The sequence below is a fragment of the Actinomadura sp. NPDC048021 genome, from assembly GCF_040653135.1.
GTDB lineage: Bacteria > Actinomycetota > Actinomycetes > Streptosporangiales > Streptosporangiaceae > Spirillospora > Spirillospora verrucosospora.
Genome location: NZ_JBEZJQ010000029.1, coordinates 22,666 through 45,912 on the forward strand (window position 1 = coordinate 22,666; position 23,247 = coordinate 45,912).

Annotated in this window: 21 protein-coding genes; 6 read left to right on the forward strand and 15 right to left on the reverse strand. The window is 71.8% G+C overall.

Annotated elements, in window-relative coordinates; translation table 11 throughout:
• Positions 1–201 precede the first annotated feature (201 nt).
• From AB0C87_RS35125 to AB0C87_RS35145, 5 genes are all read right to left on the reverse strand, one after another.
• Positions 202–807 carry a response regulator transcription factor gene (locus tag AB0C87_RS35125; RefSeq protein ID WP_345185599.1) on the reverse strand — a complete coding sequence of 202 codons (606 nt, stop codon included), beginning with the start codon at positions 805–807 and terminating at the stop codon, positions 202–204.
• Positions 804–1,931: a histidine kinase gene (locus AB0C87_RS35130; RefSeq protein ID WP_360581370.1), complete on the reverse strand. Its 1,128-nt coding sequence runs from the start codon at positions 1,929–1,931 to the stop codon at positions 804–806. Before AB0C87_RS35130 ends, AB0C87_RS35125 begins: the two co-directional genes overlap by 4 nt.
• A gap of 39 nt (positions 1,932–1,970) precedes the next feature.
• Positions 1,971–2,615 (reverse strand): ABC transporter ATP-binding protein, encoded by a 645-nt coding sequence (locus AB0C87_RS35135; protein WP_360581371.1) that lies wholly within the window; start codon positions 2,613–2,615, stop codon positions 1,971–1,973.
• A 91-nt stretch (positions 2,616–2,706) separates the two neighbouring features.
• The gene (locus tag AB0C87_RS35140; RefSeq protein ID WP_360581372.1) at positions 2,707–3,990 is read right to left on the reverse strand and encodes an alpha-amylase family protein; all 1,284 of its coding nucleotides are present in this window, start codon (positions 3,988–3,990) and stop codon (positions 2,707–2,709) included.
• 63 nt (positions 3,991–4,053) lie between these two features.
• Positions 4,054–5,217 (reverse strand): lactate 2-monooxygenase, encoded by a 1,164-nt coding sequence (locus AB0C87_RS35145; RefSeq protein WP_345185586.1) that lies wholly within the window; start codon positions 5,215–5,217, stop codon positions 4,054–4,056.
• A gap of 166 nt (positions 5,218–5,383) precedes the next feature.
• Between AB0C87_RS35145 and AB0C87_RS35150 the strand changes: the two genes are divergently transcribed.
• Positions 5,384–7,873 carry a DNA topoisomerase IV subunit A gene (locus AB0C87_RS35150; RefSeq protein ID WP_345185583.1) on the forward strand — a complete coding sequence of 830 codons (2,490 nt, stop codon included), beginning with the start codon at positions 5,384–5,386 and terminating at the stop codon, positions 7,871–7,873.
• Positions 7,874–7,966: 93 nt separating this feature from the next.
• Here the strand turns inward: AB0C87_RS35150 and AB0C87_RS35155 are convergent, their stop codons facing one another.
• Both AB0C87_RS35155 and AB0C87_RS35160 read right to left on the reverse strand, forming a co-directional pair.
• A complete protein-coding gene (locus tag AB0C87_RS35155; protein WP_360581373.1) occupies positions 7,967–8,341 on the reverse strand; it encodes a hypothetical protein in 375 nt (124 codons plus the stop codon).
• 427 nt (positions 8,342–8,768) lie between these two features.
• The gene (locus AB0C87_RS35160; protein WP_345185575.1) at positions 8,769–9,131 is read right to left on the reverse strand and encodes a nuclear transport factor 2 family protein; all 363 of its coding nucleotides are present in this window, start codon (positions 9,129–9,131) and stop codon (positions 8,769–8,771) included.
• Positions 9,132–9,183: 52 nt separating this feature from the next.
• On the opposite strand from AB0C87_RS35160, the gene AB0C87_RS35165 reads away from it, so the two are divergent.
• The gene (locus AB0C87_RS35165; protein WP_360581374.1) at positions 9,184–9,750 is read left to right on the forward strand and encodes a thioredoxin family protein; all 567 of its coding nucleotides are present in this window, start codon (positions 9,184–9,186) and stop codon (positions 9,748–9,750) included.
• Here AB0C87_RS35165 and AB0C87_RS35170 read toward each other — a convergent pair whose 3' ends face one another.
• The 5 genes from AB0C87_RS35170 to AB0C87_RS35190 form a co-directional block, all read right to left on the reverse strand.
• A complete protein-coding gene (locus tag AB0C87_RS35170; RefSeq protein WP_345185568.1) occupies positions 9,751–10,113 on the reverse strand; it encodes a hypothetical protein in 363 nt (120 codons plus the stop codon).
• Positions 10,114–10,186: 73 nt separating this feature from the next.
• Entirely contained in the window at positions 10,187–10,846 is a 660-nt protein-coding gene (locus tag AB0C87_RS35175) for a response regulator transcription factor (RefSeq protein WP_345185566.1), read from the reverse strand.
• Between the two features lie 14 nt (positions 10,847–10,860).
• Entirely contained in the window at positions 10,861–11,973 is a 1,113-nt protein-coding gene (locus AB0C87_RS35180; RefSeq protein ID WP_360581375.1) for a sensor histidine kinase, read from the reverse strand.
• Positions 11,970–12,125, reverse strand: a complete 156-nt coding sequence (locus tag AB0C87_RS35185) for a hypothetical protein (protein ID WP_360581376.1) — start codon at positions 12,123–12,125, stop codon at positions 11,970–11,972. The genes AB0C87_RS35180 and AB0C87_RS35185 overlap by 4 nt, the downstream gene beginning before the upstream one ends.
• A gap of 79 nt (positions 12,126–12,204) precedes the next feature.
• Positions 12,205–14,295, reverse strand: coding sequence for a DNA topoisomerase IV subunit B (locus AB0C87_RS35190; RefSeq protein WP_345185556.1), 2,091 nt, complete (start codon positions 14,293–14,295; stop codon positions 12,205–12,207).
• A 211-nt stretch (positions 14,296–14,506) separates the two neighbouring features.
• On the opposite strand from AB0C87_RS35190, the gene AB0C87_RS35195 reads away from it, so the two are divergent.
• The 3 genes from AB0C87_RS35195 (at position 14,507) to AB0C87_RS35205 (ending at position 16,829) form a co-directional block, all read left to right on the forward strand.
• Complete coding sequence (locus tag AB0C87_RS35195; protein WP_345185553.1) at positions 14,507–15,409, forward strand: ABC transporter ATP-binding protein; 903 nt, start codon at positions 14,507–14,509, stop codon at positions 15,407–15,409.
• A complete protein-coding gene (locus AB0C87_RS35200) occupies positions 15,406–16,479 on the forward strand; it encodes an ABC transporter permease (RefSeq protein WP_345185550.1) in 1,074 nt (357 codons plus the stop codon). Before AB0C87_RS35195 ends, AB0C87_RS35200 begins: the two co-directional genes overlap by 4 nt.
• Before the next feature lie 119 nt (positions 16,480–16,598).
• The gene (locus tag AB0C87_RS35205) at positions 16,599–16,829 is read left to right on the forward strand and encodes a hypothetical protein (RefSeq protein WP_345185546.1); all 231 of its coding nucleotides are present in this window, start codon (positions 16,599–16,601) and stop codon (positions 16,827–16,829) included.
• A 176-nt stretch (positions 16,830–17,005) separates the two neighbouring features.
• Here AB0C87_RS35205 and AB0C87_RS35210 read toward each other — a convergent pair whose 3' ends face one another.
• Positions 17,006–17,725 carry a GNAT family N-acetyltransferase gene (locus AB0C87_RS35210; protein ID WP_353834127.1) on the reverse strand — a complete coding sequence of 240 codons (720 nt, stop codon included), beginning with the start codon at positions 17,723–17,725 and terminating at the stop codon, positions 17,006–17,008.
• Between the two features lie 35 nt (positions 17,726–17,760).
• Between AB0C87_RS35210 and AB0C87_RS35215 the strand changes: the two genes are divergently transcribed.
• Entirely contained in the window at positions 17,761–18,504 is a 744-nt protein-coding gene (locus AB0C87_RS35215) for a peroxide stress protein YaaA (protein ID WP_360581409.1), read from the forward strand.
• A gap of 418 nt (positions 18,505–18,922) precedes the next feature.
• Here AB0C87_RS35215 and AB0C87_RS35220 read toward each other — a convergent pair whose 3' ends face one another.
• Complete coding sequence (locus AB0C87_RS35220) at positions 18,923–20,572, reverse strand: RNA polymerase sigma factor (protein ID WP_353834129.1); 1,650 nt, start codon at positions 20,570–20,572, stop codon at positions 18,923–18,925.
• Between the two features lie 253 nt (positions 20,573–20,825).
• Positions 20,826–22,904: a SpoIIE family protein phosphatase gene (locus AB0C87_RS35225; RefSeq protein ID WP_360581377.1), complete on the reverse strand. Its 2,079-nt coding sequence runs from the start codon at positions 22,902–22,904 to the stop codon at positions 20,826–20,828.
• Positions 22,905–23,247 lie beyond the last annotated feature (343 nt).

Consider the following 23,247-nt stretch of genomic DNA (forward strand, 5'->3'; position numbering starts at 1 on the left):
ACCTTCATCCACGACCCCAGCCACCACCGCAACCACACAACAACCTCCACCAATGCGATCGCGTCCGAAGGCAGGTTCGAGCTTGCGAGAACCTGATCGCGCAGCGAGCCGCCAGGCGAGACGAAGCGATGCCAGCGATCGCCCGCGTTTATCGACGATGGAGGGCCGCCAGGCCCGAAGAAGGAGAAAAACGCAATAAAACTAGAGCCAGCCGAGGTCTTTGGCGGTGCGGGCGGCGGTGTGGCGGTTGTCGGTGCCGAGTTTGGTGACGGCGGCGGAGAGGTAGTTGCGGACGGTGCCCTCGGAGAGGCCCAGGGTGCGCGCGATGCGGGAGACGGGGGCGCCGTCGGCGGCGGCGCGGAGGGTGTCGAGTTCGCGGGGGGTGAGGGGGCACTCCTCGGCGGCGAGGGCGTCGGCCGCGAGCTGGGGGTCGATGTAGCGGGCGCCGCCGGCGACCTGCCGGACGACCTCGGCGAGACGGCGGCCGGGGGCGTCCTTGCCGAGGAAGCCGCGGACGCCGGCGGCCATGGCGCGGCGCAGGTTGCCGGGGCGGCCGTGCGCGGTCACGATCACCAGGCGGCAGTCGGGCAGCTCGCGGGCCAGGCGCTCGGCCGCGGCGAGGCCGTCCAGGCCGGGCATGTCGATGTCGAGGACGGCGACGTCGGGCCTGAGGGCGAGGGCGCGCTCGACGGCCTCGTCGCCGCGCCCGACGTCGGCGGCGACCTCGATGCCGTCCTCGGTCTCCAGGAGCAGGACGAGCGCCTCCCTGATCAGGAGGTGGTCGTCGGCCAGCAGCACGCGGATCATGCGTCTCCCTTCGCGGGGACGGCGGCCGTCACCCGGAACGTCCCGTCGCCCTCGGGGCCCGCCCGGAAGCGGCCGCCGGCGGCCGCGATCCGTTCGGCGAGCCCGGCCAGGCCGCTGCCGGCGTCCGCGGCGGCGCGGCGCGCGGCGCCGTCGTTGACGATCTCCAGCTGGACGCGGTCGCGGCCGGCCCGGACGGTGATCCGGCACCAGGTGGCGCTGGAGTGCCGCAGGACGTTCGTGGCGGCCTCGCGGGCGACCCAGCCGAGCGGCTCGTGGACGTGGGCGGGCAGTTCCGGCGACACCTCGGGGCGCTCGCAGCGGATCCCGGCGGCGCGCAGGACGGCGGACATGCCGTCCAGCTCGGTGCGCAGGGAGGTGGCGCGGTAGCCGCGGACGACCTCGCGCACGTCCCGCACCGCGTCCCGCGCCATCGTCTGGATCTCGGTCAGCTCCTTGCGGACGCGGCCGTCGTCGCGTTCGACGAACCGTTCGGCCACCTCGGCGCGCAGCGCGACGGCCTGGAGGCTGTGGCCGAGGACGTCGTGCAGGTCGCGGGCGAACCGGAGGCGCTCCTCCCCCACCGCGGACCGGGCCAGTTCGGCGCGCGCCTCCCGGAGCTCCTGCACGACGTGGAACAGCCAGACCGTGACGTATCCGGAGAAGGCGGCGAGCGGCACGGCCGCCGTCTCGTACAGGACGGTCAGCGCGGGGAGCCCGAGGAGCACGCCGTAGGCGGGGGTCAGGACGGTCGCCGCCGCGATCACGGCGACCGCCTCGCGCACGGGGAGCACGACGGCGAGCAGCCCGGCGGGGACCAGGAGGGCGTTGCCCCAGCCCTGACCGGTGCCGAGCAGAGGGGGCAGCGCCCAGCAGACTGCCGCGACCGCAGCGAGCCCCAGCCTGTGCGCCGGGGCGGTGCGGCGCATCAGGTTCTGCCACAGGAGGCGGGCGTAGAGGGCGAAGGCGCCGCCAGTGCCGGCGAGGGCCAGGAGCAGGCGTCCGGCGTCCCGGCGGTCGACCGCCTCGTACCAGAGCGCCTGCAGCAGGGACCCGGCCAGCGTCAGCACGGTCATCCCCACGATGATCGCGGCGATGACGGTGGGACGGGGGATCCGGGGCTGCACGCGCCCAGCGTATGCGGCCGTCAAGGGGGGCGCGGGGGCTCAGGCGGCGCGGAGGCGGGCGGCGTCCCGTCCGGTGACCAGGCGGCCCTCGTCGAGGATCCCGACCCGGTCGGCGCGGCACGCCTCGCCCGGGTCGCGGGTCGCGACCACCACGGCGGCCCCGTCCGCGGCCACCCTCGCCAGGACGGACCACACCTCGCGCGCGGCGGCGGCGTCGAGCCCCGCGGTGGGCTCGTCGAGGACGAGCACGTCCGACCGTCCGACCAGGGCCAGCGCCAGGTCGAGCATGCGGCGCCGCCCCGCGGTCAGCCGCTCGAACGGCACGTCGGCGAGGCGGCTGAGGCCGACCAGCCGCAGCGCCTCGTCCCGGGTGAGCGGATCGAGGGTCCAGCGCCGCCAGGCGTCGACCACCTCGGCGACGGTCAGTCCCGGGAAGAGGCCCCCGTCGCGCCAGACGGCGGCGGCGCGCGCGGTGTCCCGGTCGGTGTAGGGGTCGGCGCCGCGGAGCCGGACGGTTCCGCCGGTGGGCCGCCGCAGCCCCGCGAGGATCTCCAGCATGGCCGTCTTGCCGGAGCCGTAGCGGCCCAGCAGCGCGTAGACCTCTCCCCGCGCCACGGTGAACGAGACGTTGCGCACGGCCTCGTTCAGGTCCAGGTCGCGTACCTCGATCACAGGTGCCCTCATGGCCTCCATGCTGTCCGGCGGCGGCGCGGGCGTGCAGTCACGGACGTCAGGAAACGATCATGAAGTTCTCAGGGGCGGCCCATGACAGATGTCATGGTTCGGCGATCGCCCAGCCGGCGGGCGGGACGACGGCGCCGTCCCCGGTGAAGGCCGCGTCACCAGCCACGCACGTCCAGCCGGCGGCGGGCAGGGACACCTTCGCGGGCTCGCCGCCCGTGTTCAGCACGACGCCCAGCCGCTCCGGACCGTCCTCCACCGTGTAGGAGAAGGCCGTGTTGGTCAAGGTGTGCGCCGTGGTCCGCGCCCGGACGAGCCAGGGGTGGCGCCGTCTCACGCCGATGAGGTCCTGGTGGAGGCGGTGGTGGGCGCCGCCGTGGCCGGGGACGTCGCCGGGCCGGGCGGGGAACGGCGGCCGTATGGCGTCGTCCCCGCCCTCGCGCTCCTCCTTGACGCCTTCGAAGGCGAACTCGTCACCGGCGTAGATGGACGGGACACCGCCGACGGTCATCAGGATCACCAGCGCGTGGGCCAGATCGCGCCGTTCGGTCAGCCGGGTGGCGATGCGGGTCACGTCGTGGTTGCCGAGGAAGGTCTGCGGGGCGAAGGTCGCCAGCATCCCGTTGTGGCGGTCCAGCGCATGGGCGAGCTCGAAGAAGTTCCGGTCGTTCAGTGAGCTCCAGATGGCCTTCCACAACTCGTACTGGGTGACGGAGTCGAATCCGGTCCGTTCCACAAGGCCCGCGTAGTCGCCGTGGATGACCTCACCGACGAGCCAGGCATCGGGGAAGCGCGCGCGGACGCGGTCTGTGACAGTCCGCCAGAAGTCCGCCGGGACGGCGTAGGCGGCGTCGAGGCGCCATCCGTCTACGCCGCGCTCCAGCCAGTGGGTCATGACGTCGGTGACGTAGTCGGCGACCTCGGGTTCGGCGTGGTTCAGGGTCACGAGCCGATCGTGGCCCTCGAACGTGCGCAGGTCGTCGTGAAACCACTTCCTGTACGCCGAGCCCTCACCCTTGGCGGCCACATCGGCGAACGGAGGGAACCCGCGCCCGACGTGGTTGAAGACACCGTCGAGCAGCACACGGACGCCCTTGCCGGACGCCTCGTCGATCAGCCGCCGCAGGTCGCCCTCGCCGCCGAGCCGGGGATCGACCCGGTAGTGGTCGACGGTGTCGTAACCGTGCGTCTCGGACGCGAACACCGGCCCGAGCGCGAGGCCGTTGCAGCCGAGGCCGACGAGATGGTCGAGCCATCCGGCGATCCGGCCGAGCCGCGGTTCCGGGGCGGAGGCGTCGCGTTCGGCAGCCTCGCGTTCGGCGCCGACGAAGCCGAGGGGATAGACGTGCCACCAGATGGCGTGATCGGGCCAGCGCATGCGCGTCTCCCTACCCGCAATCGCCTGTGAAAGTCCGGCGGGCGGACCTCGCCCTCGCGCGGGCTAAGCGCGAACGAGAACCTCCGGGTGCAGTTCGTCCGGACGCTTGACGCCGGAAAGCGCCATCGTGAGCTCCAGTTCGGCCTGGAGGCAGCGCAGGACGTGCTGGACGCCCGCCTGGCCGCCCAGGGCCAGCCCGTAGGCGTACGGCCGCGCGACCAGGACGGCTTCGGCGCCCAGGGCGAGCGCCTTGACGATGTCGGCCCCGGTCCGGATCCCGCTGTCGAACAGGACCGTCGCCTGGTCGCGGACGGCCTCGACCACGCCGGGGAGCGCGTCCAGCGACGCGACCGCGCCGTCCACCTGGCGCCCGCCGTGGTTGGAGACGACGACGGCGTCCATCCCCTCGTCCACGGCCTGGCGGGCGTCGTCGGGATGCTGGATGCCCTTGAGCGCGATGGGCCCGTCCCAGTGCTCGCGCAGGAAGATCAGGTCGTCCCAGGTCAGGCTCGGGTTGCCGAAGTTGGCCACCCAGTGCAGGAGCGCCATGTCGCGGTTGGCCTCCGTCACCGGCCCGCCGACGGCCTTCTGGAAGACCGGGTCGCTGAAGTAGTTCGCGACGCCGATCCCCCGCAGGAACGGCAGATAGGCCTGGTCCAGATCGCGCGGGCGCCACGCCAGCGTGAACGTGTCGAGCGTGACGACCAGGGCGGTGTACCCGGCCGACTTCGCCCGCTCCAGGAAGCTGACGGCGAGCTCCCGGTCCTTCGGCCAGTACAGCTGGTACCAGCGCGGCCCGTCCCCGTTCGCCTCCGCGACCTCCTCGATGCCGAACGAGGACGCGGTGCTCAGCACCATCGTCAGCCCCTCGGCCGCGGCCGCCCGCGCGACCGCCAGCTCGCCGTCCGGATGGAGGATCGACTGCACGCCGATGGGGCCGAGCAGGACCGGCGACGGCATCGGGGTGCCCAGCACGGTCACCGACAGGTCGCGCTCGGCGACGTCCCGCAGCATGCGCGGGACGATCCGCCACCGGTCGAACGCGGCGCGGTTCGCCCGCGCGGTCGCCTCGCTGCCCGCCGACCCGGCCACGTAGCCGAACGCCCGCGCCGACAGCGACCGCTCGGCGAGGCCCTCCAGTCTCGTCAGGTCCGTGGGCAGCGCCGGCAGGACGTCTCCGAGCCCCTGCAGATAGATCGAGTTCTGGAAGTCGGCCAGCCCGCTCAACGAAACCTCCACCTGCTCGACGAACTTCCCCCGGAGAAACCGGCAGGGTTCCCACCCAATCTGCCAGGTCCGCGGAGGTGACGAAACGGGATCGATCCGCCGACTCGGCCGGATCACCCGGTGAGGCGGGCGAAAGATGTCCCCGGGACCGGCCACAATGTGGGGCATGGCACGACGCGGATCCCAAGCCCCTCCACCTCCGCCGGACTTCGAGGAGAACATCGTCGACGTCGACGTCTCCGACGAGATGCGCGGCAGCTTCCTCGAATACGCCTACTCGGTCATCTACCAGCGGGCCCTTCCCGACGCGCGCGACGGCATGAAGCCCGTCCAGCGGCGGATCCTGTACTCGATGAACGAGATGGGGCTGCGCCCCGACCGCGGGCACGTCAAGTGCGCCCGCGTCGTCGGCGAGGTCATGGGCAAGCTGCACCCGCACGGCGACAGCGCCATCTACGACGCGATGGTGCGGATGGCGCAGCCCTGGGCGATGCGGATGCCGCTCGTGGACGGGCACGGCAACTTCGGGTCGCTCGGCGGCGACGACATGCCCGCCGCCATGCGGTACACCGAGGCGCGGCTGTCCCGCGAGGCGATGCTGATGGTCTCCTCCATCGACGAGGACACCGTCGAGTTCCGGCCCAACTACGACGGGCAGGAGCAGGAGCCGGAGGTGCTGCCCGCCGCGTTCCCGAACCTGCTGGTCAACGGCGCGTCCGGCATCGCGGTCGGGATGGCCACGAACATGGCGCCGCACAACCTCGGCGAGGTCGTCGCCGCGGCCCGGCACCTGATCGACCATCCGGACGCCACGCTGGAAGAGCTGATGCGCTTCGTGCCCGGCCCCGACCTGCCCACCGGGGGCAAGATCGTCGGGCTGGACGGCATCCGCGACGCCTACGAGCGCGGCCGGGGGACGTTCCGCACCCGCGCCACGGTCTCCATCGAGAGCGTCACGCCCCGCCGCAAGGGCATCATCGTCAGCGAGCTGCCCTACGCCGTCGGCCCCGAGCGGGTGAAGGCCAAGATCAAGGAACTGGTCAACGCCAAGAAGATCCAGGGCATCGCCGACCTGAAGGACCTCACCGACCGCACCGTCGGCCTCCGCCTGGTCATCGAGATCAAGAACGGCTTCAACCCCGAGGCCGTCCTCGCCGACCTCTACCGGCTGACGCCGATGGAGGAGACGTTCGGCATCAACAACGTCGCCCTGGTCGACGGCCAGCCCCGCACGCTCGGGCTGCGCGACCTGCTCCAGGTCTACATCGACCACCGCATCGACGTCGTCCGCCGGCGCTCCCTGTTCCGGCGCAGGAAGCGCGAGGACCGCCTGCACCTGGTGGAGGGCCTGCTCGTCGCCCTGCTGAACATCGACGAGGTCATCCAGGTCATCCGGCAGAGCGACGACGCCGCCCAGGCCAAGCAGCGCCTCATGCAGATCTTCGAGCTGTCGGAGATCCAGGCGCAGTACATCCTCGACACCCCGCTGCGCCGCCTCACCCGCTTCGACCGGCTGGAGCTGGAGAAGGAGAAGGAGCAGCTCGCCAAGGAGATCGCCAAGCTGACCGCGATCCTCGACTCGGAGCGCAAGCTGCGCGGCGTCGTCTCCAAGGAGATGGGCGAGGTCGTCAAGGAGTTCGCCACCCCGCGCCGCACCATCCTGCTGGAGTCCTCGGGCCAGACCGCCGCGAACGCCGTGCCGCTGGAGGTCGCCGACGACCCGTGCACGGTGCTGCTGTCCGCCACCGGCCTCATGGCCCGCACGCACGACGCCTCGCCCCTGCCCGACAGCGGCCCCCGCGCCGCGCACGACGTGCTGGCCTCGGTCGTGCCCGCCACCGCCCGCGGGCAGGTCGGCGCGGTGACGTCCCTGGGCCGGATGATCCGCGTCGACGTCCTCGACCTGCCGACGCTGCCGCCGTCCGCGACGCCCCCGTCCCTGGCGGGCGGGGCGCCGGTCACCGAGTACGTCGATCTGGAGCCCGACGAGACGGTCGTGGGCATCGCCTCCGTCGGCGAGGAAGGCGGCGGCCTGGCGCTGGGCACCGCCCAGGGCGTGGTCAAACGGGTGGTCCCCGACTTCCCCGCCAACCGCGACGAGTTCGAGGTCATCGGCCTCAAGGACGGCGACCGCGTGGTCGGCGCCGTCCAGCTGACGTCCGAAGAGCAGCACCTGGTCTTCATCAGCACCGACGCCCAGCTCCTGCACTTCCCCGCGTCCGTCGTCCGTCCGCAGGGACGGGCCGCCGGCGGCATGGCGGGCATCAAGCTCGGCTCCGGCGCGAGCGTCCTGTGGTTCGGCGCCCTCGACCCGTCCCGCGAGGCCCGCGTCATCACGGTCTCCGGCTCGTCCTCGGCGCTGCCGGGCACCCAGACCGGCGGGATCAAACTCGCCGACTTCGCCGACTTCCCGTCCAAGGGCCGCGCCACCGGCGGCGTCCGCGCCCACCGCTTCCTCAAGGGCGAGGACGTGCTGCTCCAGGCCTGGGCGGCCCTGACGCCCCTGCGGGCGGCGGGCGCCGGCGGCAGGCCCGCGACGCTCAACGTCACCCTGGGCCGCAGGGACGGCTCTGGCGAGCCGCTGGACACGCCGCTGACCGCCGTCAGCGGTCCGATCGGCCCGGCCCCCGAAGAAGCGCCCCCCGAAGAGGAATGACGCGAAAGGCCCCGGGCGGTCGCCCGGGGCCTCCGCCCCTCACTCACCGTCCGGCGGCTCGGAGGCGGCCGGGACCGGCGGAAGGGGTCGACGTCAGTCGGCGCAGATCGCGTAGACGCTGATGCCGACGTCGTTGTAGCCGATCTGGCGGCCGAGCGCGATCCAGCCGCGACCGTCGTCGGTGGGGAACGAGCCCACCAGGATGGCGCCGTTGCCGCGCGCCTCCCCGCCGCCGCCGAGGACGTGCTTGGTGCCTGGGCAGACGACGACCCGCCGCTGGAAGTTGGGGACGTTGGCGTTCGGCAGGGCCACGATCTGATAGCCCGGCGGAACGGCGGCGGTCCGGGCCGCGGCGGGCTTGGCGGGGGTCTGGGCGGGGGTCTGGGCGCTGGCGACTCCGGCGGTGACCAGGCCGGTCACCGCGGCGGTCGCGGCCAGGGCCAGAGCCGTGGTCTTGATCGACGACATATGTTCTCCTTCGACGGTGGCTCCCCACCGCCGGTGCCCACGCGCACCCCGAGACGCGGGGTGTGTCTGAGGCGTGAGCGGCGGCAGGTGAGCCAGGGGGACCGAACACAAGGAGTGTTCATCACGTCACGCTCGGCTGCTAGACGTCTCGGCGACTCACTTGATTACGGAGCGTGCACGTACCGGGATTGAGAGCGGACCCTACCCGCCCTTTCCGGCTCTCACCTGCAGTGAGCGATGAGTTACAGAAAGCGCGCGGCCGGATGCGGCCACTCGCAGTCCATGCCTTCGAGGTCACCAGGCCGCCGGACACGGCGCCATAAGGCTCGGCACGGACACGGTTCCCGCACCTTCGTCGGCGGGCGCGCCGATGGCGACAAGGTCGCTCCACCCCCGGCAGAGACGCGGCGACGCCTTCCCCAGGCCGTCAGGTCTCGATGTCGTCGGGGCCCCAGTGGGCCTCCATCCGGACGATCTTGCCTTCGGCGTTGAAGGTCATGACGTCGATGGCGTGGACGCGCAGGCCCGGGACGTCGACGGTGAAGGCCATGGCGGCGCGGTCGCCGTGGGAGCCGCGGATGGGGGCGTCCAGGGTGAGCTTGGCGCCGCCGGCGATGGCGTTGGCGTAGAACTCCTCGATGGCGGCCCGGCCGCTGATCGGGGGGTGGCCGACCGGGTCCTCGATGACGGCGTCGTCGGCGTAGAGGCCGGAAACGGTCACCGCGTCGGCGGCGTTGAAGGCGTCGACGTAGGTCTGGAGCGCCTGCTTCATGTGGTCCTGGGAGGGCATGCCCGAAGCCTAGCAAGCGATCGCTTGGTCACCGGTGGGCCATGATGGGGGCATGGCCATCGCATCGTTCATGGTTCCGCTCGGCTCCCCCGTCCCCGCGTTCCGGCTCCCCTCCGTCGAGGGCGGGTTCGTCTCGGACGGCGACTTCCCGGACGCGGCGGCCCTCCTCGTGGTGTTCCTGTCCAACCACTGCCCCTACGTGCGGCGGATCGAGGACGGGATCGGCGCTCTCACCGCCGAGTACGCGACCAGGGGGCTGGCCACGGTCGCCGTGTGCAGCAACGACGTCTCCAACTATCCCGACGACGGCGCCGACCACCTCCGGGAGCAGGCGAAGAGGGCCGGGTTCGGCTTCCCGTACCTGGTGGACGAGTCGCAGGAGACGGCCAAGGCGTTCAAGGCCGCCTGCACGCCCGACTTCTTCCTCTACGGACGAGAGCGCACGCTCGCCTACCGGGGCGAGTTCGCCGGGGCGAGGCCGAGCAACGACGTCGTGGCGGACGGCGCCGCGCTCAGAGCCGCGCTCGACCTGGTCCTGGCCGGAGAGGACGTCCCCGAGCCCCACACGCCCAGCCTGGGGTGCGGCATCAAGTGGAGGCCCGGCAACGAGTCGGCCTGATCACACAGGGGCGGTCTGGCCCTCGCGGGGATGCGGCACCGTCGTCCGCAGGCCGCGCTCGGCGCAGTCCGCCAGGATCTCCAGGAGGTCGGCCGGGCCGCCGGAGGCGTCGTCGTAGTGCCAGAACCGGATGACCTTCTCCCCCTCCGCGCCCGGGTTGAAGCGGCCCAGGGTGAAGCAGCCGGCGATGGCCATGCGCACGATGACGCGTTCGCTGTCGTCCAGCTCGTTCACGTAGGCGGCCGCGTCGATGAGGCCGATCGCGGCGCGGGCGTTCCGGCCGTCGTCGCAGGGGTCGGGGCGGTTGATCCGCCATTGCGCGTAGGGGCGCAGGTAGTCCGCGATCATGCAGGTTCTCAGCACGGTCCCATGCTGGGGCCGCGCGGGCGCGCGCGACGGGGGCTTGACCCGGCCCTTGCCGGACCCTGACCGAAGATCATCCGCCGAGTCCGTGCCGGAAGGCGTAGGTGACGGCCTGGGCCCGATCGCGAAGGTTCGCCTTGGCGAACAGGTTGTTGATGTGCGTCTTGACGGTCGCCTCGGAGATGAACAGGTCGCCCGCGATCTCGGCGTTGGAGCGCCCCCGGGCGATGAGGGCCAGCACCTCCGCCTCGCGCCTGGTCAGGCCGTCCGGCAGCCCGGAGCCCGAAGCCCGGCGGGGGGCCTCGCCGGCCGCCACGGCCTCGACCAGCCGGCGCTGGACGGCCGGGTCCAGCCGCGACGCGCCCCCGCGGACGGCGGCGACGGCGCGGGCGATCTCGTCGGCGTCGGCGTCCTTGGTGAGGTAGCCGCGGGCCCCGGCGCGCAGCGCGGCGAAGATCGACTCGTCGTCGGCGTAGGTGGTGAGGACGACGATCCCGACGTCCGGGTGCGCCTCCCTGATCCGGCGCGTCGCCTCCACCCCGTCCATCCGCGGCATGCGCAGGTCCATCAGGACGACGTCGGGACGCAGCTCGGCGACCATCGCCACGGCCCGCTCGCCGTCGCCGCACGCCCCCGCGACCTCGATGCCCGGCAGCAGTTCCAGCAGGAGGACCAGGCCCTCCCGCACCACGGTCTGGTCGTCGACGACCAGGATCCTCGCCGTGTCGCTCACCGCTCGCCCTCCCGTCAGGCCGGCACGCTGAGGGACACGCGGAATCCCTTGCCGTCCGGTCCGGTCACCAGCGTCCCATCGATCAGCTCCGCGCGCTCCCGCATGCCCACGAGGCCGTAGCCGCCGCCGTCCGGCTTCTCGACGGGCTCGGTGCCGCCCGTATCGGTCACTTCGAGCTCCACCCTGCCGGCGAGGTACCGCAAGGCGACGTGGGCGCGCGCGCCGGGAGCGTGCTTGCGGACGTTGGTGAGCGCCTCCTGCGCGGTCCGGACGACCGCGAGCCCGGCCTGCGGCGGCAGCTCGCGCGGTGCGCCCGTCACGTGCACGTCGCAGGGGCGCCCGGTGCTGGCGTGGAACTCCTCCGCGAGCTCTTGGATGACCTCTTTGGGCTGCGGGATCTCCCCGCGCAGCGTGGCCAGGGCCCGCCTCGTCTCCTCCAGGCCGGACCGGGCGAGGTTCCGCGCGCGCTCCACCCGATCCAGGGCCTGGGCGCGGTCGCCGTCCCGCGCCAGCAGCAGCCGCGCCCCCTCCAGATGGACGATCTGCGCCGACAGCGAGTGGGCCAGGATGTCGTGGATCTCCCGCGCGAGGTGCGACCGCTCCGCGAGGACCGCGTTGGCCGCCTCCGCGCGGCGGGTCGCCTCCTGCGCGGCCTTGCCCCGGCGGCTCGCGAGCGCGCCCAGCGTGATGCCCGCGACCGCCGCCATCTGACCGACGTCGGCGCCGCCGGAGCCGAACGCCTCCCCCAGACCGCCGATCGCGGCGACCGTCAGCGCGCTCACCGCGATGCCCCCCGGCATCGGCAGCCACATCAGCAGCATCCAGAGCCCGGCCATGGAGAAGAAGAACCCGGTGCCGGAGTCGGGGGCGAGCGCGTACAGCGCCAGCGCCGAACCGATGGCCGCCAGCAGAAGGGCCACGCCCGCACGCCGGTGCCGCGTCTCGCTCTTGCGCCCGACCCAGATGCCGCTCCCCAGCAAGGCGAACATGACCACGTTGAGCACGACGAGTGCCAGGCCGGCGCCGTGCAGCGCCGGAGCGGGATCGGCCCTGAGCATCCCGCGTACGTAGGCGGTGAGGACCCAGGTCACCAGGCCCCCGGCGATCACGACACGGGTGATCCTCATGGCGCCACGCCGACCGGCACGGCGACAAGGGGCACGGCGACAAGGGGCACGGCGTGCGCGCGGCGCGCGTCGGCGAGACCCGCCCGCCACCGCCGGCACGGGACCGAGGGGGCGGCGACGGCGGCGGGGAGGACGTCGTCCAGCGTGTTCATGCCCCGAGGGTAGGACGGGACGGCCCTCGCGCGGATCGCCGCACGGCTGGACTTCCCGCACTCCACCCCAGGGTGGAGATCAGGTGTCGATGCGCTCCACGTCCAGCTCGGTGGCCCCGGCGGTGATGAACGCGCGGCGCGGGGCGACCTCGCTGCCCATGAGCAGGTCGAACACCTTGCCCGCCTCCTCGGCGTCCTCGATGCGCACGCGGCGCAGCACCCGGTGCCGGGGGTCGAGCGTCGTCTCGGCCAGCTGGTCGGCGTCCATCTCACCGAGGCCCTTGTAGCGCTGGATCGGCTCCTTCCAGCGCTGGCCCTTGCGCTCCAGCTCGACGAGCCGCTGCCGCAGCTCGGCGTCGGAGTAGGTGTAGATGTACTTGTCCTGCCCCTTGCGCGGCTTGACCAGCTCGATGCGGTGCAGCGGCGGGACGGCGGAGTAGATCCGCCCGGCCTCCAGCATCGGCCGCATGTAGCGGTGGAAGAGCGTGAGCAGCAGCGTGCGGATGTGCGCGCCGTCGACGTCGGCGTCGGCGAGGATCACCACGCGCCCGTAGCGGGCGGCCTCGACGTCGAACGTCCGCCCCGACCCGGCGCCGAGCACCTGGATGATCGCGGCGCACTCGGCGTTCTTCAGCATGTCGGCGACGGACGCCTTCTGCACGTTCAGGATCTTGCCGCGGATGGGCAGCAGTGCCTGGAACTCGGAGTTGCGGGCCAGCTTGGCGGTGCCGAGGGCCGAGTCGCCCTCGACGATGAACAGCTCGCTGCGGTCGTCGGCGGAGCGGCAGTCGACGAGCTTGGCCGGGAGGGCGGAGTTCTCCAGGGCGTTCTTGCGGCGCTGGTTGTCGCGCTGGGTGCGGGCGGCGATGCGCGTCTTGGCCGCGCCGACCACCTTCTCCAGGACGGCGCGCAGCGGCTGCTTCTGCCCGCGCGACGGGTTCTCGAAGATCGCGCGCAGCTCGCGCTGCACGACCTGGGAGACGATGCGCGTCGCCGCGGAGGTGCCGAGGATCTCCTTGGTCTGGCCCTCGAACTGCGGCTCGGGGAGGCGGACCGTCACCACGGCGGTGAGGCCCTCCAGGACGTCCTCCTTGATGACGTCCTCGTCGCCGTTCTTGAGCAGCTTCACCGCGCGGAGCTGCTCGTTGAGGACCTTGAGCACGGCGCGGTCGAAGCCGCGCACGTGCGTGCCGCCCTTCGGGGTAGCGATCACGTTGACGAACGACTTGGTGATCGTGTCGTAGCCGTTGCCCCAGCGCAGCGCGACGTCGACCTCGAGATCGCGCTCGACGTCGGTGGGCGTCAGGTGGCCCTGCTCGTCGAGGACGGGGACGGTCTCGGTGAAGTGGCCGCGCCCCTGGAGCCGCAGCACGTCGACGATCGGGGCGTCCTTGGCGAGATAGGAGCAGTACTCGCTGATGCCGCCGTCGAACCGGAACGTCTCGTCGACGACCTCCTCGCCGCGCTCGTCGCGGACGTCGATGGTCAGGCCCGGGATGAGGAACGCGGTCTGCCGCATCCGGTCGAGGACGAGGGACTGCTCGACCGTGGCGTCCTTCAGGAAGATCTGCATGTCGGGCCAGAACCGGGTGCGGTTGCCGGTGGTCTTCTTGGCGACCTTGCGGATCTGCCGCAGGCCCGACTTCTTCTTGAACCGGGCGTTCGGGCGGCCGTCCTCGGCGAACTCGCCGGGCAGGCCGCGCCGGAAACTGATGGCGTGGGTGTGGCCGTCGCGGTCGACCTCCACGTCCAGCCGCGCGGACAGGGCGTTGACGACGGAGGCGCCGACGCCGTGCAGGCCGCCGGAGGCGGTGTAGGACACGCCGCCGAACTTCCCTCCCGCGTGCAGCCGCGTCATGACCAGCTCGACGCCGGGCAGGCCCGTCTTGGGCTCCAGGTCGACCGGGATGCCGCGGCCGTTGTCGCCCACCTCGAAGGAGCCGTCGGCGTGCATCGTCACGCTGATGTGCGTGCAGTAGCCCGCGAGGGCCTCGTCGACGGAGTTGTCGACGATCTCCCACAGGCAGTGCGCGAGGCCACGGCTGTCGGTGGACCCGATGTACATGCCGGGTCGCTTGCGCACGGCCTCCAGCCCCTCCAGCACCGAGAGGTGCCGGGCGGAGTAGCCGTGCGGGTCTTCGGTTGTCGCTTCGGCGGTCGCGGCGGTCAACGTGCGTGTGCTCCTCGGGGGTAGGACGGTCGGCAGCAGGGTACCCCCGGCCGCCGACAATCCACCGAAAGGCTCGCCGCCGCCGACGTTCCGCACGCCGGCGCGGGAGGGCCCGTACGGTTCGCCAGGCTACCCGCACTCCGACTTCTGGACCCGGACCTCCACCCGAGGGTGGGTGCGCGAAAGCCCGATTAATCCCTACTGTCCTCGCATGGCGCAAACGATCGAGGTCTCGGGCCTCCGCAAGCGATACGGGGACGTCCGAGCCGTGGACGGGGTGACGTTCTCCGTCGAGGAGGGCGAGTTCTTCGGCATCCTCGGGCCGAACGGCGCGGGCAAGACCACCACCCTGGAAATCATCGAGGGCCTGCGGGAGCCGGACGAGGGCGACCTCACCGTGCTCGGTATGTCCCCCTGGCCGCGCAACTCCAAGCTGCTCCCCCGGATCGGCGTCCAGTTGCAGGCGTCCTCCTTCTTCGAGCGGCTGACCGCGCGCGAGCAGCTGCGGACGTTCGGCTCCCTCTACGGCGTCCCCGCGAAGAAGGCCGACTCGATGCTCGAACTGGTCGGCCTGGACGACAAGGCCGACACCCGCGTCGAGAAGCTGTCGGGCGGCCAGGCGCAGCGCCTGTCCATCGCGTGCGCGCTCGTGCACGACCCCGAGCTCGTGTTCCTGGACGAGCCCACCGCCGCGCTGGACCCGCAGGCGCGCCGCAACCTGTGGGACGTGCTCCGGTCGATCAACACCGAGGGCCGCACCATCGTCCTGACCACGCACTACATGGACGAGGCGGAGAGCCTGTGCGACCGCGTCGCCATCATGGACGCGGGCAGGGTCCTGCGGCTCGGCCCGCCCGCGGTCCTGGTGCGCGGGCTGGACGCCCCGGCCAGGATCAGCGTGGCCAGCGGCGTCCTGGACGTGGCCGACGCGCGGCTCCTGCCGGGCGCGGACGAGGCCGAGGACGACGGCGTCTCGCTCACCATCTCCACCCGCGACCCCTCCGCGGTGGTCGCCGCCATGGCCGCGAAGAACGCGCTGGACGGCGTCCAGATCCGCGGCGCCACCCTTGAGGACGTCTTTCTGGAGCTCACCGGACGGGAGTACAGGGCGTGAGCACGTTCGAGAGTTTCAAGAGCCTGTCCAGAGCGATGTTCCTGGGCTTCCGGCGCGACCGCACGGCGCTGTTCTTCACGGTGCTGTTCCCCCTGATGTTCCTGGTCGTCTTCGGCGGGATCTTCGGCCACCAGTCCACGTCCAAGGTGAAGATCCTGGAGGTGGGCAAGGCACCGGTCCTCGACCAGGCGGTGGCGCAGGCAGGGGGCGAGCTCGGCAAGGTCATGAAGGTCGAGAAGGCCGCCGACCGCGCCGCCGCCCTGCGCACGGTGGAGAAGGGCGACGCGGACGCCGTCGTGGAGCAGCGCGGGGGCGAGCTGGTCGTCCACTACTCGGCGGCCGACCAGGTCAAGTCCGGGACCGTGCGGGGGCTGATGAACTCGGTCGTCCAGTCGGCGAACCTCTCGGCCTCCGGCAAGCCGCCTGCCTACCGGCTGACCGACCAGCGGGTGGAGGACGACTCGCTCAAGGCCATCCAGTTCTTCACGCCGAGCCTGCTGGGCTGGGCGCTGGCGTCGGCGGGCGTCTTCGGGGCGTCCCAGACGCTCGTCACGTGGCGGACCAAGGGCATCCTGCGCCGCCTCCAGCTTTCCCCGGCCCCCATCCCCACCGTGTTCGCCGCGCGCGTGGCGGTCAGCCTCGCCGTGGCGCTCGTCCAGTTCGCGCTCTTCGTGCTCGTGGCGCAGCTCCCGATGTTCGGCCTGAAGCTCAGTGGCGCCTGGTGGATGGCGATCCCGATGGTCATCGCGGGCGTGCTGGCCTTCCTGTCGATCGGGATGCTGATCGGCGCGTGGGCCAAGACGCAGGAGACCGCGCAGGCCGTGACCCAGCTGATCGTGCTGCCGATGGCGTTCCTCGGCGGCTCGTTCTTCCCGCTGGACGCCTCGCCGACCTGGATGAGGACGCTGTCGTACATCTTCCCCCTGCGCTATCTCAACGAGGGCATGCTCAATGTGATGGGCAGAGGACTCGGGCCGACCTCGGCGTTGCCCCAGATCGCCGTTCTGCTGGGGGTCGCGGTCGTCGGAGCCTTGATCGCCGTGCGCCTGTTCCGGTGGGACGCGGCCTAATGTGACCTCGGTCACTTATTGGGCCATTCTGCTGTGGGCGTACGAAGAACCAGGTTGGGAACGCCCACGTCGGGTTAGATGTTGTCCTAAGTACCGACCCCGAGCATGAGGAAGGTGCCGTGACTGGAGCCCTTGCCCCAACCAAGCCGCTGACCGTCGCCGACCGATGCGACCGCTGCGGCGCTCAGGCCTACGTCCGTGCGGTCCTTGTAGGCGGCGGCGACCTTCTGTTCTGCGCCCACCACGGTCGCAAGTACGCAGAGGCGCTCCGCTCCAACGGGGCCGACATACAGGACGAGACCGACCGGCTTACCGAAACCCCGACTGTCGCTCCGGACGAGGAGCGGTAGACCTCCAAATAGAGCGAGCCAAGGACGGCGGCCACCGGAGACGGTGGTCGCCGTTCCCTTTTCCTCCATTGGCCCTCCCCGCAGCGCGATGCGGCGATAACTGCGGAGAGTATATGAGTGACTGCATAACGTAACCATATTGGGACAGTGCCCTGATGCGCTCGCCCCCGCGGTTCTCACCTCGCGGTGACATTCCTTACGCGGTAGTGATATGCGGCCGCCGGCACGAACCCCTCCGATTCGTACAGCGCCCTGGCGGCGGCGTTCCGCTCGACGACGACCAGGTACGCCCGCTCGCATCCCCGCTCGCTCCCCCAGCCGAGAAGAGCCCGCAGGACGCGCCGCCCCAGGCCCCGCCGTCGCGCGTCCGGCGCGACGGCCATGGCGTAGACGCCGAGCCACTTCCCCTGGATGACGCCGCGCCCCACGGCGAGGCCGTCCACCCCGGCGTAGCCCGCGCCCACCCCCGTGAGGATCTTCTCCGCCATCGGCAGCTGATGGTCGTGGCGACCGTCCACCGACCACCACAGATCGAGCCACTCCCGCGACGGGGCGTCCATGACGTCCACGCCGCCGCGCTCGCGGGGACCGCTCAGGTCCGTCGTCATCGCGATCGTCGGTTCGACCAGCTCGTAGCCTCGCCGCTCAAGGACTCCGTCGAGCCCCTCGGGCCGCGCCTGGGCGTCCATCAGGAACACGGTCGGCAGCCCGAGCTCGGTGTAGAAGCGCTCGGCCCGCCCGATGGCCAGGTCCACGTCCCCTGGGTCGTGCACGGGCAGGACGGAGTTGGCCCGCTTGGTCACACCGTCGGCGTGGCGCAGCAGCCAGCCGCCCATATCCTGGGCGAACGGCGCGGGCCACGCCTCGGCGACCAGTTCGCCCAAACGCCTGTCCAATGACCGCGCCATCCGTCACCGCTTTCGGGGGGATCGTGCACATCCTGCTGCCGCCGTCGGAGAAGAAGGCTACCGAGGGGGACGGTCCGCCCCTCGACCTGGCCTCACTGAGCTTCCCCGGCCTGACGCCGACGAGGCGGCGCGTCCTGGCGGCCCTGGCGAAGGCGTCCCGGGGCGCCGACGCGGCGGAGGTTCTCGGGCTTCCCCCCGGACAGGCCGACGAGGCCCTCGCTCGCAACAAGGCTCTCCGCAAGGCCCCGACACTGCCCGTGGCGCAGCTCTACACCGGCGTCCTCTACGACAACCTCGACCTGGCCGATCTGGACACCGAGGCCGCCGCCCGGCAGATCATCGTGTTCTCGGGGCTGTGGGGCGCGCTGAGGCTCACCGACCGCGTCCCGCCCTACCGGCTGTCCATGGGCGTGTCACTGCCGCCTGGAAGCGGCCTGGGGGCGTCGTGGCGCCCGGCGATGCGCAGGACCCTCCGCCTGGACGACGACCTGGTCGTGGACATGCGGTCCGGACCGTACGCATCGGTGTGGAAGGCGCCCGGCCCGGCGGTCTCCGTCCGGGTGTTCCGGGAGCGCCTCGTCGGCGGCGTCCCCAAGCGCACCGTCGTCAGCCACATGGCCAAGGCCACCCGCGGACGCGTCGCCCACGACCTGATCAAGTCGGGCGCCGCGCCGCGCACCCCGGAGGAGCTGCTGAAGGCCGTCGCCGGCCTCGGCCACACCGTCGAACTGAACGGCGCGAACCTCGACGTCATCCTCCACGACTGACGCCCCGCGGCCACACCTGGCCACCCCAACGCCCCAAGCACCCCAAAAACCACCCCCGCCACCGCTCCGGCCCCGCACAGGCCAGCACCACGCGGTTGGTCTTGGAGCGAACACAGGCCGGGCCCCTCAAACGGCCCCGGCCACGCGAACGGTCTCGAAGCACGAATTGCCAGGCCGCGCGAACAGGCCACCACGCGAACGCCCCTGGCCACGCGAACGGGCCAGCGGCACGTGGACGGCGTCGGTGGCACGCGGACGGCGTGTCGGCGGCGTGTCGGCGGCACGCGAACGGCGTCGGTGGCGCGTGGGTGGTTTGAAGCGCGCGGGGCGCGCGGAGCCAGTGGGGCAGGGCGCGGGGCGGCAGGGCCCCGGCGCGATCGCCGGGGCCCTGCCGTCGGTCGGTCCGCGGTGCGGCCGGTCAGTCCAGGTAGTCGCGCAGGACCTGCGAGCGGGACGGGTGCCGCAGCTTCGACATGGTCTTGGACTCGATCTGCCGGATGCGCTCCCGGGTCACCCCGTACACCTTGCCGATCTCGTCCAGCGTCTTCGGCTGCCCGTCGGTGAGGCCGAACCTCATCGACACCACGCCCGCCTCGCGCTCGCTGAGCGTGTCGAGAACGGAGTGGAGCTGCTCCTGCAGCAGCGTGAAGCTGACCGCGTCGGCCGGGACGATGGCCTCGGAGTCCTCGATGAGATCGCCGAACTCGCTGTCGCCGTCCTCACCGAGCGGCGTGTGCAGCGAGATGGGCTCGCGGCCGTACTTCTGGACCTCGACGACCTTCTCCGGGGTCATGTCGAGCTCCTTGGCCAGCTCCTCCGGGGTGGGCTCGCGGCCCAGGTCCTGGAGCATCTGCCGCTGCACGCGCGCCAGCTTGTTGATGACCTCGACCATGTGCACCGGGATGCGGATGGTGCGGGCCTGGTCGGCCATGGCGCGGGTGATGGCCTGCCGGATCCACCAGGTGGCGTACGTGGAGAACTTGTAGCCCTTGGTGTAGTCGAACTTCTCGACCGCGCGGATCAGGCCGAGGTTGCCCTCCTGGATCAGGTCGAGGAACAGCATGCCGCGGCCGGTGTAGCGCTTGGCCAGCGAGACCACCAGGCGGAGGTTGGCCTCCAGCAGGTGGTTCTTGGCGCGGCGGCCGTCCTCGGCGATCCACTCGAAGTCCTCGAGGTCCTCTTCGGACATCGAGGGGCCGGTGACGGCGAGGCGCTCCTCGGCGAACAGGCCGGCCTCGATCCGCTTGGCGAGCTCGACCTCCTGCTCGGCGTTCAGCAGCGGCACCTTGCCGATCTGCTTGAGGTAGTCCTTGACCGGGTCGGCGGTGGCGCCGGCGGCCGCGATCTGCTGGGCGGGCGCGTCCTCGTCGTCGTCGCCGAGGGTGAACCCCTCCTCCTCGGAGGTCGGGGTGTCGCCCTTGGCGCCCGGAGCGGCCTTCGCGACGGGCGCGGCGGCGGGCTCCTCCTCGGCCTCGGCCTCGGGCTCCTCGGCCTCGGCCGTGTCGTCCACGAGCTCGGCCTCGAGGTCGGTCAGGTCCTCGTCGAGGTCGACGTCGACCTCGTCGTCGACCTCGGGGTCCTCACCCTTGTCGGCCCTGTCGGACGGGGCGGCCTTGACCGGCTGCGCGCCCTTCTTCGCCGGTCCGGCCTTCTTCGCCTTGGCGCCCTTGGCCGGCGCGGCCTTCTTCGGCGGCGCGGGCTTGGGAGCCGCCGGGCGCGGCGCGGCGGCGGCCTCCTCCGGCGCGTCGTCGCCGACGACGGCGGTCACCGTGTCGGGCTGCTCCTTGGCGGCGGCGGCGGTCTTGGGCCTGCGTGCCGGCGGCGTCGCGCGCTTGCGCGGACGCTTGGGCGCCGCGGAGTCGGCAGCGCTCACCATGACGGTCACACCCTCCTTGCTGAGGCTCCGCAGAATGCTGGAGGCCTTCGACACGGGGATGTCGGCCTCCTCGAACGTACGTCGTACGTCGTCGGCTTCGAGGTAACCCTGGGACCGTCCACGCTCGATCAGTTGCGCGATGACGTGATCGTGCAGATCTGACGCTTTCGAGGTCGAGCTAGCAGGCGACACAAATACCTCTCGAACGAACGTGTGGCTTGGTTGACCCAAGTGCCCTGACGGGCTCGGCCTCACACTGGGTGGGACCACACACGGAGCGGACCTCCCGGTGCGGGACCGCAGCGTACCCGCTCTCTCTGGGTCAAGCATTCTGGCACTGCTGCGCATTCCGCCTTGGAGTCCTACCCGGTAACACTCCACCTTAGAGGGCGCGGGGCGGTCCTTCGAACGTCGCGGACCGTCTCGGCGCCGTCTTCGGCGGGGTTCACTCGGACTTGGGCGGGACGTGCAGCGCAAGCACGGTCACATCGTCTACCTGCTCATATCCGGCAAGCATCCGATCGACCAGGAAGTCGACGAGTCTCTCGGGATCTCCTACCACTTCAGGTGGGGCGTCCGCCGCGACGGCGACGAGCTCCTCAAGCCCGGCGTCCACCCCACGCCTACGGTTCTCCACAAGTCCATCGGAATAGAAGACCACAGTGTTGCCGGTCCTGATGGAAAAACTTGTCTGCTGCCGCTGGCTCGGCCAGCCGAGGGGGGTTCCGGGTTCGCGCTTGCTCACACGCGCGGGCGTGTCGGGCGAGATCAGCAGGGCCGGAGGGTGGCCCGCGTTGCTGAGCTCTCCCTGCCCGGTCTCAGGATCGATGACCGCGTAGACGACGGTGGTGAACTGCTCCTCGTCCTCCGTGGCGCTGAACAGCCGGTCGAGGCCGGCCAGGACCGCGGCGGGGCGCGGGTCGTTCAGCGCGAGGGCGCGCAGGGCGTTGCGCACGCGGCCCATTCCGGCCGCGGCGAGGACGCCCTTGCCCATCACGTCGCCGACGGCCACGGCGAGCCGGTTGTCGGCGAGGCGGAAGACGTCGTACCAGTCGCCGCCCACCTGCACGTGGCGCGTCGCGGGGTTGTAGCGGGCGGCGAGCGCCATGCCCGGCAGCTGCGGCAGGTCGCTGGGCAGCAGGCTCCGCTGTAGCTCCTCGGCGGTCTTGTGCTCGCGCTCGAACAGCAGGGCCCGCTCCACGGCCAGCGCGCACTGGCCCGCGAGCGCCTCCAGGAAGACCCGCTCCTCCTCGGTGATCTCCCTGGGCCGGGTGAAGGAGAAGCGGAGCGCGCCGATCGGGGCGCCGGCCGCGAGCAGCGGCAGGCCCACCCAGGCACGCTCCTCCGTGTGCTGGGCGAACAGGTCGCGCTCGCCGTGGCCCAGTTGCAGGCGCAGGCTGTCGGGGTGCTCGGCCAGGAACGGCCGGCTCTCGCGCACCGCCACCGACATCACGGTCTGGTCGCTGACCTTGATCCCGTCGCGGGACGGCGACGGCGTCTCGCTCTCCGTCCCCGGCTGGGACGGTGCCACGATGCTGAGCCGCAGCTTGTCGTCGTCCAGCAGCGCCACCGCGGAGTAGTCGGCGCCGATGGCGGACCGCCCGACCTCGGTGATGACCTGGACCACCTGGGAGACGGTCAGGGCCTCGGCGAGCATGGACGTGGCCTGCTGGAGGCGCGCGGTGCGCAGCGCCGCCGCCGAGAGCTGCTCGGTCAGCCGGCCGCGCATCTCCTCGGCCTCGCGCTGCCCGGTGACGTCGGTGTTGGCGCCGACCCACTCGATCACCGCGTCGCCGCGCCAGATGGGCACGGCCCTGACGTCGAAGTGCCGGTAGGTGCCGCTCTTGGTGCGGATGCGGTAGTTGGTCTCGAAGACCCGGTTCTCTGCCACGCAGTCGCGCCAGTGCGTCTCGATGCGGGGCCGGTCCTCGGGATGCACGACCGACAGCCAGCCGCCGACCGCGTAGTCGTCCGGCGTCTGGCCGGTGATGGCGCGCCACTCGGGCGCGTCGTCGATCGCCCCGCCGGCCGGCGCGGCGACCCACACCACCTGGGCGCTGGCCTCCACGAGCGAGCGGTAGCGCTGCTCCTTGCGGCGGATGACCTCCTCGGCCCTGCGCCGCTCGGTCACGTCCAGAGCGGTCAGGACGACGCCCGGCCGCTCGTCGCCGCCGCCCTTGGCGGGCAGCCACGTGCACGCCAGGATGCGCTCCTCGACGGCGGTGGCCACGCCGGGCGCATCGCCGGTCGCATCGGCATCCCGGACCGGGACGACGAGTTCGAGGTCGGTCACCGGGCGGTCGTCGGCGATCACCTTGCGGAGCGCCGTCTCGAACGCCGCCGCCAGCGCCTCGGGCAGCACCTCCGACGGCCGTCGCTGCTGGAGATCGCGGACGCGCACGTCCAGCAACTCCGCGAGCGCGTCGTTGGCCCGGCGGCAACGCAGATCGCGATCGAAGAACGCCAGCCCTTCGGGCGCTTCCCGCAGCAAGGTCGCGTACAGCGCGGCGTCGGACGCATCCATGGGCTGCCCCTCCACCCCTGAGACGCGGGGATGCGGAACGGACGTCTCGGTGCTCAACGACAACACCTCCGCCCCAGAGGGTCCCGTACCGCGCGGCAATTATTCATCACTATGAGTGAATGGGAGCAGGTTAACGCTCCCGCCTCCATCACAACACCGGTCGGAGTCAGGTCTTCATCATCCCGATGGTTCGCCGCGTACGGAAGCCCTGATGAACATCCTTGCCCCTTCGGCCCCGGACGAACTCGTCGGTTTCGGACACCGTCGTGTGAGGGCGCGCGCGGCGGCCCGGCATGGACGGCAAGTAGGAGATGTTACGGCGTACATGCGTCACGGGGTGTCA

Excerpts from the sequence above, each read along its gene's own strand:
- AB0C87_RS35125 (WP_345185599.1), bottom strand. The coding sequence starts at position 807 with ATGATCCGCGTGCTGCTGGCCGACGACCACCTCCTGATCAGGGAGGCG.
- AB0C87_RS35135 (WP_360581371.1), bottom strand. The coding sequence starts at position 2,615 with ATGAGGGCACCTGTGATCGAGGTACGCGACCTGGACCTGAACGAGGCC.
- AB0C87_RS35140 (WP_360581372.1), bottom strand. The coding sequence starts at position 3,990 with ATGCGCTGGCCCGATCACGCCATCTGGTGGCACGTCTATCCCCTCGGC.
- AB0C87_RS35150 (WP_345185583.1), top strand. The coding sequence starts at position 5,384 with ATGGCACGACGCGGATCCCAAGCCCCTCCACCTCCGCCGGACTTCGAG.
- AB0C87_RS35155 (WP_360581373.1), bottom strand. The coding sequence starts at position 8,341 with ATGTCGTCGATCAAGACCACGGCTCTGGCCCTGGCCGCGACCGCCGCG.
- AB0C87_RS35160 (WP_345185575.1), bottom strand. The coding sequence starts at position 9,131 with ATGCCCTCCCAGGACCACATGAAGCAGGCGCTCCAGACCTACGTCGAC.
- AB0C87_RS35165 (WP_360581374.1), top strand. The coding sequence starts at position 9,184 with ATGGCCATCGCATCGTTCATGGTTCCGCTCGGCTCCCCCGTCCCCGCG.
- AB0C87_RS35180 (WP_360581375.1), bottom strand. The coding sequence starts at position 11,973 with ATGAGGATCACCCGTGTCGTGATCGCCGGGGGCCTGGTGACCTGGGTC.
- AB0C87_RS35185 (WP_360581376.1), bottom strand. The coding sequence starts at position 12,125 with ATGAACACGCTGGACGACGTCCTCCCCGCCGCCGTCGCCGCCCCCTCG.
- AB0C87_RS35195 (WP_345185553.1), top strand. The coding sequence starts at position 14,507 with ATGGCGCAAACGATCGAGGTCTCGGGCCTCCGCAAGCGATACGGGGAC.
- AB0C87_RS35225 (WP_360581377.1), bottom strand. The coding sequence starts at position 22,904 with ATGGATGCGTCCGACGCCGCGCTGTACGCGACCTTGCTGCGGGAAGCG.